Origin of the sequence: Haloferax sp. S1W, assembly GCF_044593955.1 — an archaeon.
In the GTDB taxonomy this organism is placed as follows: Archaea; Halobacteriota; Halobacteria; order Halobacteriales; family Haloferacaceae; genus Haloferax.
Genome location: NZ_CP172595.1, coordinates 26,809 through 38,927 on the forward strand (window position 1 = coordinate 26,809; position 12,119 = coordinate 38,927).

The 12,119-nt window shown below is 60.5% G+C and carries 12 protein-coding genes and 1 pseudogene; 3 read left to right on the forward strand and 10 right to left on the reverse strand.

Annotated elements, in window-relative coordinates; all coding sequences use genetic code 11:
- Positions 1 to 512 precede the first annotated feature (512 nt).
- The 3 genes and pseudogenes from ACH9L7_RS00145 to ACH9L7_RS00155 all read left to right on the forward strand — a co-directional run.
- Positions 513 to 2,705 (forward strand): PAS domain S-box protein, encoded by a 2,193-nt coding sequence (locus ACH9L7_RS00145; protein ID WP_396611733.1) that lies wholly within the window; start codon positions 513 to 515, stop codon positions 2,703 to 2,705.
- A gap of 303 nt (positions 2,706 to 3,008) precedes the next feature.
- Positions 3,009 to 3,719 carry a hypothetical protein gene (locus tag ACH9L7_RS00150; protein ID WP_396611734.1) on the forward strand — a complete coding sequence of 237 codons (711 nt, stop codon included), beginning with the start codon at positions 3,009 to 3,011 and terminating at the stop codon, positions 3,717 to 3,719.
- Positions 3,712 to 3,960, forward strand: a pseudogene (locus tag ACH9L7_RS00155) (transcriptional regulator); the annotation flags it as partial. The gene ACH9L7_RS00150 and the pseudogene ACH9L7_RS00155, both read left to right, overlap by 8 nt.
- A gap of 11 nt (positions 3,961 to 3,971) precedes the next feature.
- On the opposite strand, the gene ACH9L7_RS00160 reads toward ACH9L7_RS00155, so the two are convergent.
- The 10 genes from ACH9L7_RS00160 to ACH9L7_RS00205 all read right to left on the reverse strand — a co-directional run bounded on the left by ACH9L7_RS00160 (position 3,972) and on the right by ACH9L7_RS00205 (position 12,037).
- A complete protein-coding gene (locus ACH9L7_RS00160; RefSeq protein WP_396611735.1) occupies positions 3,972 to 4,169 on the reverse strand; it encodes a DUF1328 domain-containing protein in 198 nt (65 codons plus the stop codon).
- A gap of 5 nt (positions 4,170 to 4,174) precedes the next feature.
- Positions 4,175 to 4,489, reverse strand: coding sequence for an amphi-Trp domain-containing protein (locus tag ACH9L7_RS00165; protein ID WP_396611736.1), 315 nt, complete (start codon positions 4,487 to 4,489; stop codon positions 4,175 to 4,177).
- Between the two features lie 370 nt (positions 4,490 to 4,859).
- Positions 4,860 to 5,957, reverse strand: a complete 1,098-nt coding sequence (locus tag ACH9L7_RS00170) for a hypothetical protein (RefSeq protein WP_396611737.1) — start codon at positions 5,955 to 5,957, stop codon at positions 4,860 to 4,862.
- Between the two features lie 125 nt (positions 5,958 to 6,082).
- A complete protein-coding gene (locus ACH9L7_RS00175) occupies positions 6,083 to 7,219 on the reverse strand; it encodes a deoxyhypusine synthase (protein ID WP_396611738.1) in 1,137 nt (378 codons plus the stop codon).
- A gap of 92 nt (positions 7,220 to 7,311) precedes the next feature.
- The gene (locus tag ACH9L7_RS00180; protein WP_396611739.1) at positions 7,312 to 8,073 is read right to left on the reverse strand and encodes a Nif3-like dinuclear metal center hexameric protein; all 762 of its coding nucleotides are present in this window, start codon (positions 8,071 to 8,073) and stop codon (positions 7,312 to 7,314) included.
- A 57-nt stretch (positions 8,074 to 8,130) separates the two neighbouring features.
- Positions 8,131 to 8,952, reverse strand: coding sequence for an agmatinase (gene speB, locus ACH9L7_RS00185; protein WP_396611740.1), 822 nt, complete (start codon positions 8,950 to 8,952; stop codon positions 8,131 to 8,133).
- A 15-nt stretch (positions 8,953 to 8,967) separates the two neighbouring features.
- Positions 8,968 to 9,342, reverse strand: a complete 375-nt coding sequence (locus tag ACH9L7_RS00190; protein ID WP_007542595.1) for a translation initiation factor IF-5A — start codon at positions 9,340 to 9,342, stop codon at positions 8,968 to 8,970.
- Positions 9,343 to 9,488: 146 nt separating this feature from the next.
- A complete protein-coding gene (locus ACH9L7_RS00195; RefSeq protein ID WP_396611741.1) occupies positions 9,489 to 9,917 on the reverse strand; it encodes a DUF5518 domain-containing protein in 429 nt (142 codons plus the stop codon).
- Between the two features lie 57 nt (positions 9,918 to 9,974).
- The gene (locus ACH9L7_RS00200; RefSeq protein WP_396611742.1) at positions 9,975 to 11,651 is read right to left on the reverse strand and encodes an ABC1 kinase family protein; all 1,677 of its coding nucleotides are present in this window, start codon (positions 11,649 to 11,651) and stop codon (positions 9,975 to 9,977) included.
- Between the two features lie 8 nt (positions 11,652 to 11,659).
- Positions 11,660 to 12,037 carry an Hsp20/alpha crystallin family protein gene (locus ACH9L7_RS00205; RefSeq protein WP_396611743.1) on the reverse strand — a complete coding sequence of 126 codons (378 nt, stop codon included), beginning with the start codon at positions 12,035 to 12,037 and terminating at the stop codon, positions 11,660 to 11,662.
- Positions 12,038 to 12,119 lie beyond the last annotated feature (82 nt).

Consider the following 12,119-nt stretch of genomic DNA (forward strand, 5'->3'; position numbering starts at 1 on the left):
ACGATTTCTTGCCTTGTTGAACGTTGAGAACAGTTTTGTAGGTATTTGGACCCAAAGAGTTGCCCGAGACGTGTTTTTCGACTCAAAGAGTTGCCCGGGACGTGTTTTTCGACTCAAAGAATTGCCCGGGACGTGTTTTTCGACTCAAAGAATTGCTCAACGTGGTCACTGGGAACCATCGGTGAGAGACTGGCGGTACTCGTATTTGACGGGCGGGTAACGCTGAGTGACGACAATCGCTCGTTCACCTGCACGAACAGTGGAACGGTCTGCATCCGAGCGAGAGAGAGTGAGCGTAGCGACCAGAACGCGATTCAGACAAAGTGTCTCCCGCGTGAATGAGACCGGCGACGACAACCCGATTCTCGACATCTACGCGACGCAGCCGCGCCTGTGTCCGCTAACGAAAACTCTGTGGAAATCCAGACGTATCAATTCTCAGCCATGGAAAAGCTGATATTTTTTCGTGTAAAATGTACAATGGATCGATCCCGAATGCCCACACTCCTACTATGACTCGTCCGACATTCCCCGCGGCGGAGCTGGTTGCCGACGTACTCGAACACGGGAGGGATGCCTTCTTCGCGTTGGACGACACGTGGCGATTCACGTATCTCGACACGCAGGCGGCGCACCTCCTCGGTGCGCCAGCGTCTGCACTCCGCGGGGAATCTATCTGGACGGTGCTTCCGCAGATCGAGGAGACAGCCATCGAAGAGAAGTTTCGATACGCGATGTCCAACCAGAAAGCGGCGTCGCTGAATATCTATTACGACTCGCTCGACACCGGGGTGGACGTTCGTATCTACCCGGACGACCCTGGTCTCTCCGTCTACTTTTCAGACACCACCGAGCGAAACGAACGAAGACGCCCACAGCCGAGTTACGAGCAGTTATTCGATGCGATTGCCGACGCCGTCTGGCTCGTCGACCCGGACGGACGAATACTCGATGTCAACCGGGGACTTGTCGACATATTCGGCGTCTCACGGGAAGCAATTCTCGGGGAACGCTTCGGGTCGCGGTTGGCGGAACTCGCTTCGGACCCCACGCAGGTCGAGACCTACCGCCAGCTCGTCGCTGACGTACTGGACGGGAATTGCGAGCAGGCCGGGCTCGAGTTCCAACTCTCCCGACACGGCCAGTCCGTCTTCTTCGACATCGAAATCACTGCGGTCGAACTGGATACTGGCTGCGGCGCCCTCATTGCCGCACGAGATGCGACCGAGCGCGTCGAGCGTGAACAACGACTCTCGGAACTCAACCACTTCCGCGAAGCAATCATCGAGAACGCGAATCTCTGGCTCAACGTTCTCGACTCCGAAGCGAACATCGTCATGTGGAACCGGGCTGCCGAGGAGATAAGCGGCTACGACAAGGAGGAAGTACTCGGTCACGCCGACATCTGGGAGTGGCTCTATCCCGATGACGCGTACAGAAACGAGATCCTCGACGAAGTCTTCGACATGCTGGAACAGGGCCGAGCAGTCGAAGAGTTCGAAACGACCATCCAGACGAAATCCGGCGAAGAGCGCATCATGTCGTGGAACACGCGGACCTTCTACGACGACGGGGAGATGGTTGGGATGGTCACGCTCGGACGAGATGTTACGGAACACCGAAGACGCGAACGCGAGTTAGAGCAGATTCGACACGAGTACGAAACCGTCTTCCACAACACGCAGGATGCGCTGTTCCTCATCGACGTCGACGAAAACGGCGGTGTCCGGCTCACGCGACTCAACTCGGTTGAAGAAGAACTAGCCGGACTGACGACCGAGGAAGTCAAGGGGAAGACACCGCGGGAGGTCTTCGGCGAGGAGACTGGTTCCGAGATCGAATCGAACTTCCGGCGATGCATCCGAAAGCGCGAGACGATAACCTACGACGAGACGCTGTCGCTGCCTGGTGGAACTCGGTGCTGGCAGACGAAGTTGACGCCGGTACTGGTCGATGGCGACGTCGTCAAGATAGTCGGTGCGGCGCGGGATATCACCGCGCTCCGCGAGTACGAACAGCAACTCGAATGGCAGCGGAATCAGCTCGAACTCCTGAATCAGATCGTTCGCCACGACATTAGAAACGATATGTCGATAATTCAGGGCTATGGCGGATTACTTCGGGAGTCGATTCCCGAGTCACTCGAGAAGGACGTCGACCGGATTCTCGATGCGAGTCGTCACACGACGGAGTTGACAAAGACTGCGCGTGACATCGTGAAGGTTCTGAGTAACGAACAGGAATCAGCGGTGGTCGCCGTCGAACTCGAACCGGTACTCGCTGAGCAAGTCGAAGACCTCCGAACCCGGTTCGCCGATGAGACGGTCGAGATTGTTGGAGACGTCCCCGACGCGACCGTGTGTGCGAATGGTCTCCTCGGGACCGTCTTTCAGAACTTGTTACACAATGCAGTCCAGCACAACGTCAAGGACGAAATACATGTCAGCGTGACTGCGACCGAACACGACGAGTCGGTGGTCGTGAGCGTGGCGGACAACGGTCCCGGGATCGCGGACGAATACAAGGAGACAATCTTCGGGAAAGGCGAGAAAGGGCTCGAAAGCCCGGGGACCGGGATGGGGCTTTACCTGGTCAGTACGCTCGTCGACCAGTACGGTGGGTCAGTCTGGGTCGAAGATAACGACCCCGAAGGGGCCGTGTTCAACGTCGAACTGGAGAAGGTAACAGCGACTTCTGACGATTGACTCGCTGGTGTCACAGTCTTCACCAGCACAGTTCTCGATGGCAGACCTGTCGAAGAGAGTCGGGTAAGCCGATACTATGTGGAACGTGCCATCCAGCCATCCCAGACTGGGCGGGGAGACCCATCCGATCTCCCTCGTCTCGGACGACCAGCCAGTCTCCGTGATGGCAATCGTCTGTCCTGCGCGGTCTGCTGCCTCGACGGAGACGGCTTTTTCGCTGATTCGGGATACGCAGCGGTAACCGAAATGAGATACCAGACTAACCTCTTTGTATCAGCGACCGAGTATCTACGCTTATTCAATATGGAACGTCAACGCGATATCGACCGATTGTATCAATTACTCGAAAATCTTGAGGAGACAGTCAGCGGAAAACAGAAACTCAAGGACTGCACCGGCTACATGGACTGGCCCGACCGTGGCGTCTATATTTTCTTCGCTCCGGACGAATATCGAGATACTGGCGACCAACTTCGAGTGACTCGTATCGGGACTCATGCGGTCTCCGAAGGAAGCAGTACGTCGCTTTGGGACCGACTGCGAACGCACCGAGGAGCGATGCGCGGAACCTACGAAGGCGGCGGCAACCACCGCGGGTCAGTATTTCGAAAACGCGTCGGTGAGGCCATCGTCGACAGCGAGGCGTTGACCGAGGAGTACCCCAACTGGGGGTCGGGTTCGACCGCGAAACGAGAACTGCGACTCGACGAACTTGAGATGGAGAAGCGAGTGAGCGACTATCTTCGGGACCTGCCGTTCCTCTGGGTGAACGTCGACGACGAACCGAGCGCCGAGAGCCAACGGGCCTTCATCGAGCGGAATATGATTGCCCTGCTCAGCAACTATCAGCGTGCGGCCGTTGATGCTCGCTCAGACGAGTGGCTCGGCCATCATAGTCGAAGCGAGAAACTCCGCGAATCCGGGTTGTGGAATGTGAACCACGTCGATGAGGAGTACGTCCCGGCATTCCTCGACGACTTCGCAGCTGCGGTCGAAGATACGCAATCGCTGTGACTCGACGGACGACCGAATCGACACGGACTTATTCGGCGATATTGTCCGGCACGGCCCGGTGCTCGAAGCGCTTCGACAGGAACCGCTTGACCGTGGCGAAATCGGGGACCGACTGGATGTTTTGCGGGCGACAAGCCACCGCTTGACGCAGTGGCTCGACAAACGAGGCCTCGCCGAGAAGGCCGACAGCCGATTTCAGCTACCCGGCCGCGGTGAGGCCATCGTTGACGAAGTACTCAGAAATGTGGGCTGTTAGAGAAGAATCGAGACGATTGCCAAGACGAGAAAGAGCAGGATGAACAGGCGAGCAATCTCCATCGAGATACCAGCAATACCGCGGAAGCCAACCAGCGTAGCGACGAGTGCCAGTACGAAGAAGACGATTGCGTACGAAAGGAACGTCCCCGTGAACAGTTGGAGTGGGAGCCAAACGGCTGTTCCGGCCAGCATCGTATTTATGACTCGACCTCTTCCTCTCTGTGCACTGTACGGGGCTGGTTGATGATTGCGAGTTCTTCGTCCGCATTGACCTCGTCTGCTTCCCACCCGAGTTCGATACGAAACGACCGGCCGTTTTCACCACCGAGCCACGAACTATCGGTGTCAGTCTCGAGTTTGAAGTGGACCGTCTCAGGTGGATTGATGGTTGTGCTGTCGTCACCGGCGACGAACGTCATCTTATCGCCCTGTTCGAGCCCATCTGCGAGTGTTCGGAGGTAAGACGCGACCTCGCCTCGTGTCTCCTCTCGTTCGAGTTCGAATTTGTTCATGTCGTCACCAACACTGGCCAGCAACTTTGTTATGTGTTATGTTTAGCTGTATTGTCATGAAATCAGGGTAGTGTTCGACCGTCGTCTTGGCTGTCTTGTTTTTAATTTGATATGGTGTAGTCGCTTGATAGTCAGTCCAAACGCTCTGCTCCGGGACTTTGCTGATTTAAGTATCGATTGTTCGGAAGGTCTGGCCTCACGATACTGCGACACGCGTAATACGTTCTTAGAGAATGGCCTCGGCACTCATAGGGTTCCTCATCGTCGGGTGCCGAGTCCGACTCAGAGCGGTGCCCTCGTCATCGGCCACCCGATGCTACGAACCCGGTGTACAAATCGGCAGGGATTGCGTCCGAACAGCCCCACCACATCATGCCTTCTGGAGCGCCACCAATTCCACCAGCGGAAGCGGTCGCCCGAAGAACATCGAGGACGTTCCAGCAACACGTCCCCAGACTGTCACGCGCTCGTCGTTCAACAACCGAAAGCCGATATCGTCGTCGAAGAACTGCCCGGCAGGCCACCGGCCAACGATATCACCGCGTAACCTCCCGTCTGTTCCTTCGACGGTGATGACGGCATAGCGCCTGTCGTCGCGCTCGGTCGTGTCGTCGATAGTTCCGGTGTAGGTCACGGCCGTTCCCTCGTATGCAGTCGGGTTCTCTCGCAGGTCGTCGTAGGGGACGGCCACCGAATCTGCGGGTGTCGTCTGCTCCGAGGCGTTGGTGTCGGGCACCGTCGGGTCGTCTCGAATCGGTTGCGGCGACGGCACCGACCACTCGACAGTGGGCAGGTTCACGTCCGGGAGATACGACCCAATCCACTCGACGCGCCGGGCGATGGCAGCCCGGAGCTTCGGCGAGTTCTGAATCGCATCAGAGATTCGCTCGACGATCAGATACGTCACGAGACCACCGGTGACGTACCCACCGACCTTCTTCAACGCCTCTCGTCGAGAAATCGTTTCGAGTTCGTCCGCCGCGTCGGCTTCCCCGTCGCCTTCCGACTCGTCGGCGTCGCTCTCGTCAATCTCGTCGCCGAGCCAGTTCGTCTTACCGTGGGACTTACCCCCCGTTTCGAGGTCGCGGACGAACTCCTCAACGCCGGTCTCGCGAATCTCGACGGCGATACTCGACGCGTCGAGTTCGACGAGCCCGGTTCGGTGGGCGTCGGGTTCGAGTTTGCCGCGGCCGACCGGTGCCACGTAGGGTTCGACGTCCGACCGGTCGCAGGTGCGGACGAACGCGCTGGTCATGTCTGCGGTGATGTTTCTGCTCGTCGTAATCCAGATTCTGACTTCTCGGTGCGCGCCGTCGGGCGTCTCGCCTTCGGCCTCGACGTGAACGTCGGGACCGCTGAATCGGACGTGCGTTTCGTAGCCCCTCGACTCCCAGATTCGCTCGAAGATAGCGGCGAGCTCCACGTCGGACCGCTCGTTGACGACCGACACGAGCGACGACTCTCTCATTCGTTCCAATCTGTCGCCGCAGAATGGTTAGATGTTTTCTCTCGATTCTCGAAACCGAGAACTGGAGCAGGGCGTCGGGAGCGACCGCACGCTGGCTCCGCCGTGGGTCGTCTCGCGGGGGCGATTTACGCCAGTCGCTCGCGGGCCGATGCGACGAGCAGCGGGAGCATGATGGTCGCGTCGCCGAGAATCGTCGCGTTTCGGGCGTCCTTTTCGAGTTTGCCCCACGACCGCGCTTCGTCCAGCGTCGCACCCGACAGCCCACCGGTCGCCGCGGGGTCCATCGTAATCTGGACACCGTAATCGTACGCCCCCGGCGTGACGAGCATCGTCTGGAGAGTGAAGTTCTTCGGGACGCCACCACCGACGAGGAGACAGCCAGCTTTGTCGGCGTCGTACGCGAGGTCCGTCAGCGGCGTCATATCCGACAGTGCGTCCAGTGTGAACGCCGAGGTCTGGGAGTACATCCACGCTTGCAGGCCGAGCACTGAGTCCTGCACAGCGGGGCAGTAGATGGGAACATCAGATTCGTAGGCCGCGGCAGCGACGCCAGCATCCTCCTCGATGCCTTCGCGCTCGTTGACCTCGCTGTTGGCGCGGCCGAGTTCCCGGCAAAGGCGTTCGATACTCACTGCGCCTTCTTCTTCGAGCGGCGGGAACACTTCGTCGCGGAGGTGCGACTCGAAGAGGGCGAAGTGTTCCTGCGGGAGATAGACGTTGTAGATACGGTCGACTTCCTCGTCTCGGAGCGTCTCGTCGTGTTCGCGGGGCGTCTTCTCGCAGTGGTGCTCGCTCCCGTGTTCCTGCGAGCCGTGCGAGTGGGAGCTAGACGGGCCCGGATGGGCCCGTCCGTGATGATGCTTGCCGCCGATGGCTTCGATGGCGTCGTGGGTCAGGTTCGCGCCGGTCGTTACGAGCGCGTCCACGTGGCCGTCGCGGATGAGGTCCGAGACGATTTTCCGCATCCCGGTCGGGACCATCGCACCCGCGAGCGACATGAAGACGGTGCAGTCCTCGTCGGCCAGCATCTCGGCGTAGATGTCGGCAGCCTCGTGTACGTCGGCAGCCCCGATACCGGCGTGGCCGTACTGCTGGACCAGTTCGCCGACGGTCATACCCGCGCTGACCTCGGCGTGACCGAGTGGGTTGTGTTCGAACTCCTCGCGCTCCGGCATCTCGTACCCGCCGTCGTGTTCGTGGGCGTCACCCTCGTGTCCGCCGTCCTCGTGGCCCCCGTCGTGGGCATCGTCGTGGTCGCTCATGCGAGGGAGTGCGGCGGCCGAGCGTTTGAACGCCCCGGTCCGGAGAAGCCGTGTGGGTGAGTACCAGATTCAGGGAAGATAGACAGTGAGCGTTACAGCCCGGTCGGGTGGCTGATGTACTCCGTCTCGACACCCACCTCATCGGCTAACGCGGCGAGGTTCCGAACACCGAACGTCTCGGTGGCGTAGTGGCCCGCGAGGAACACTGTGAGACCCGCCTCTCGCGCTTCGTGGTACACCTTCTGCTTGCCTTCACCAGTGACGAGCGCGTCGACACCGGTCTCGACTGCCTCGTCTAACCAGTCCACTCCAGAGCCGGTGACGATGGCGACATCCGAAATTTCGTCGGGGCCGAAGTCGATGACCTGTGTCCCCGTACTTCCATCGAGTTCGTCGAGCGCCTCGCGAATCTCCTCGGTCGTCTTCGACGACTCGAAGACGCCGCGCTGGCCGATGTGGACTGGCCCCATGGAGCCGAAGGGTTCGCGAACCCGGAGTCCGAGGTAGTCTGCCAGTCCAGCAGCGTTGCCGAGTTTCTGATGGCCGTCCAGCGGCAGGTGCGAGACGTAGAGGGCGATATCCTCACGAATCAAGGGTGCGACGCGGTCGAAGTTGCTGCCAGTCAGGCGGTCGAAGCCGCCCCAGACGAGTCCGTGGTGCGTAACGAGCAGGTCCGCGTCGGCGTCGATTGCGGCGTCGATGGTCGCCTCCGCGGCGTCGACGGCGAAGACTGCCTTCTCGACTTCTGCGTCGTCTGGGCCGACTTGGAGTCCATTCGCGCTGGCGTCCACGTCCGCGAACTCGTCAGTTGCGAGCGTCTCGTCGAAGCGGGCGACGATGTCCGAAAGGTGCATACTCGTCAGTCAGCGTCCGGCGACTTGTAAGTCTGTGAAAGTGGTGCGGAACTCCGATTAGTCCTGCGTGGCGGCGGCCGCGTGCGAGAAGACAAATTCGCGGAGCAATTTGGCCGCCAACGACGCCGCCTGTCCGTTGTCTCGGTCGTTGACTTCGACCACGTCGAAGCCGTCGGTGTAGGGGGCGACTGCCCGAACTACGTCGCGCATCTCACGCGAGGTGAGGCCGAACGGCTCTTTCGTCCCGGTTCCGGGTGCGAACGCCGGGTCGGCGGCGTCGATGTCGACGCTCAGATAGACGGAGTCGTCATCGCCGAAGTCTGGTTCCCAGTCGGCGACGGCTTCGGGTTCGACCACGGTCACGTCGTCGGCCTCGGCGCGCTCCCACTCTTCGGGCGACCCGGTACGAGCGCCGAGGATGACCGCCTCGTCGACATCGAGTTCGTCGAGGACGCGACGGGTGATGGTGGCGTGACTCCACTCGTTGCCGTCGTACTCGCGGCGGAGGTCGAGATGGGCGTCGAGACAGACGAACACGTCGGGTTCGACCCCGCCGACGCCGGCCGCAGTGACGGTGTGCTCGCCACCGAGGAGAAGCGGAACGGCGTCGTCCCAGACGATATCGCGGACGCTCCCAGTGAGCCACTCGACGTACTCGGGTGCGTCGTCCCACGCACGGACATCGTCCGCATCGTGGACGTTCAGATCAGTGAAAAACTGGTCGGTGCGCCGGTCGTAATCGTCGAACGACTCGGCGAACCGACGGATTCGATTTGGTCCAAAACGGGTCCCAGGTTGGAACGAGGTAGAGATGTCGAGCGGAGCGCCGAACACGACGTAGTCTGCTTCGTCGCGGTCGGCTATCGCTCCGGGGAACATCTCTCTACCCTCCGTTTAGACGACCTTGCGCTGGCCTTCGTATTCGAGGTACTCGATTTCGTCTTCGGGGTTGAGGTCCTCGTCTTCGGGGATGCGCATCGTGAACGTCTCGTAGGTTTCGAGGTCCATAATCTGGGCGTCCTCACCGGTGACGGAGACGACCTGACCCTGCTTTCGCTCGATGATGGGGACCCAAACCTTCGCGTCGACGGGCTGGGAGAGCGAGCGCTTCTTGTTGTCGAAGACGCCGCGTGCTTCGACACGAGCCTTCGCACTGCCGTGCTTCCCGGGCTTTGCGGTACTGTAGGCGTAGATTTTGCACGGCTTTTCTTCCATCATCACGTAGCTTCCTTCTTGGAGCTCGCGCACCTGCTTTTGCTCTTTCGCCATGTCCTCCCGTTATCGGAAGGAGGCTATAAACGGTTTGGAACGAGGTTCCCTCGGGAGGAGTTCTCGTAGCCGCGTTCACACCACTGATTGCTTGGTTCAGGCGTCGTTGGTGGCTCTTGGTTCAGGCGTCGTTGACGACTTCCGGTTCAGGCATCGTCGACTGCTTCGACCTCGGCCATCGCCGGGTCGAACCACGTGCCTTGCGCGTCTCGCCGGGCGAGACTGCCGAGCGATCCTGAAATCACATTCGGGAGCGCGAGTGCGAGCATAATCGCCGTCGTGAGTTCACCGGGCGTTTCGAGAAACGGGATGATGTACTGGAATGGAAAGAGAATCGGCGTTTCGTTGAGGAACGTGAGGAGAATCGAGACGGGCATCAGAATCGACCCCCAGACGACGCCCGCCATCATTCCGTGCCACGCCCCATCTGCGGGGTCACAACCGACGACGTATCCGGCGAGTGCACTCCCTGTGATACCGCCGACGAGTGTGAACTGCCCCGTCATCGCGTAGACAAGGGCCTCGGTACTCGCGGCGAGACAGACGCCCCCGAGTACCGGCCGCCACTCCGTCATGGCCGTCAGTAACTAACTGGATGCGCATAAAATTACGCGTCCGATTCTCAGCGTTGATTACTTTTCCCGGCGCTGTCGCAGATTTTGTCTGGTGAACTGCGGCGTCGCCTTGATGCCCTTGGGGCCGCGGAAGGAGCGCCACAGGAGGACTGCCACCGCGGCGGTCGGCACACCCGCGGCACCGACTGCGACGAGGTTCTGCGGTTCCAACGTGTAGACGATAATCGTCGAGACGAACCCGAACGACAGGAAGATACCGTAGACGAGGCGTCTTGCCAGTTTGTCGAGGACGCCTCTGCTGTCTTCGAGACGGACGTTCACCGTCAGGTTGTCGCGGTCCGCCCTGTCGAGGACGCGTTCGAGTTTCGGCGGGACACGGAACAGCGATTGGGCGGTCTTTTGGCCCTGGTCCCCGACATTCTCGATAATCTTCTGGACGCTCTCTTCGCGGTAGCCCTGCTCTGTCAGGTACTCGGTTGCCACCGCGATGAAGTCGAAGTTGGGGTCGAGCGTGACACAGACGCCTTCGACGACGCCCGCAACGCGAAGCACCAGCGCGAGGTTCCGCGGCAGGCGAAGCGGGAACTCGTAGATGGTCGATTCGACCTGTTCGAGAATCTGATTCACGCGGTACTGCTCGATGTCGTCGCCGCGGGCGTCGGCGATGGCGAGTTCCATCACGTCGCCCATCACCTGTCGGTCGACGGTGGGACTGAGCGTTCCCATCTCGATGAGCGTGTCGAGGATGGCGTCTACGTCCTGGTTGGCAACGGCGATGTAGAACTCGACGATTTTCTCCTGGATGAACGGGTCGACTTTGCCGTGCATCCCGAAGTCGTAGAAGATGATACGGCCGTCATCCATCACCGAGAGGTTCCCCGGGTGCGGGTCGGCATGGAAGACGCCGTCTTGGACAATCATCTGGAGGTAGGTGCGTTGGAGGTTCGTCGCCAACTCGGTCCGGTCGATACCGAGTTCGTCGAGTGCCGCCACGTCGTTTATCTTCGTCCCCGGGAGGTACTCCATCGTCAGGACGCGGTCGTCGGACCGCTCGTCTATCGGTTCGGGGATAACGATTGTGTCGTTACCTTCGAAGTTCTCTTGAATCTCGCGGAGCGTCCGTGCCTCCTCGTCGTAGTCCATCTCTTCGCGGATGGTCTTGGCGAACTCGTCGGCGAGGTTTTCCAGCGAGAACGCGCGGGATTGCCCGATAAAGCGCATGAGAAGGGGCAGCAGCCACCGAATCGCGCGAAGGTCGGCTTCGACCAACGCTTCGATTCCGGGGCGGCGAATCTTCACGGCGACTTTCTCGCCCTCGTATTCGGCGACGTACACCTGCCCGAGACTCGCGCCGCTAATCGGGTCGGTGTCGAACGAGTCGAACGCCTCGTCGACCGGGCCGAGTTCCGCTTCGAGGACTTCCTTCGACTCCGGCCACGGTGCGGGGGGCACGTCGTCCTGAAGTCGGCCAAGAACGTCGATGTACTCCGGCGGGAGGATATCGGGACGCGTCGAGAGGAGTTGGCCGAGTTTAATGAACGTCGGGCCGAGCGTGAGCAGCGACTCCAACAGTATATCTGCTCGTTTGCGTCGAGTCTCCGAAGAGACGCGTCTGCGACCGCCGAAGAACACGTACTTCCGTCTGTCGCGGGTGTACGCGACGATGAGCGGGAAGAACTGGTAGATGACGACGAGGAACCGCCAGTAGGCGCGGAGATTGACCAGCGTGACCACCCGCCTCGTCAGGCGTCGTCGCTGTCGTTGTTGCCAGCGGTGATGGGAATTGTCCGCTCCGGAGCGGCCTTTCGCTTCGGAAGTCGGATTTCGAGAACCCCGCGCTCCATCGTCGCCTCGGCGTCGTCACCGACGGCGTCCGGCGGCAGCGGAAGTTCAGCATCGAGGAACAGCGGCCGCTCCTCGCGGACGTAGTCGAACTCCGGCGGGAGGTGCTTGTCGCGCCGCGCTTCGACGACCAGTCGTCCCTTCTCTACGCGGAGGTCCGCGGTGTCGGCGGTCACCCCGGGGAGGTCGAGGACCAGCAGGTACGACGTTTCGGACTCCAACAGGTCGGCGAACACCGCGTCCGGCAGTTCGGACAGCGCGTCGCGCAGTGTTGACATGAACGGCTCTAAGGAGGCAGGGTCGAAAAACCCGGCGGTCGAACGCGCCCGCGCGCGACCACATGCGGCAAAACCGACCGCC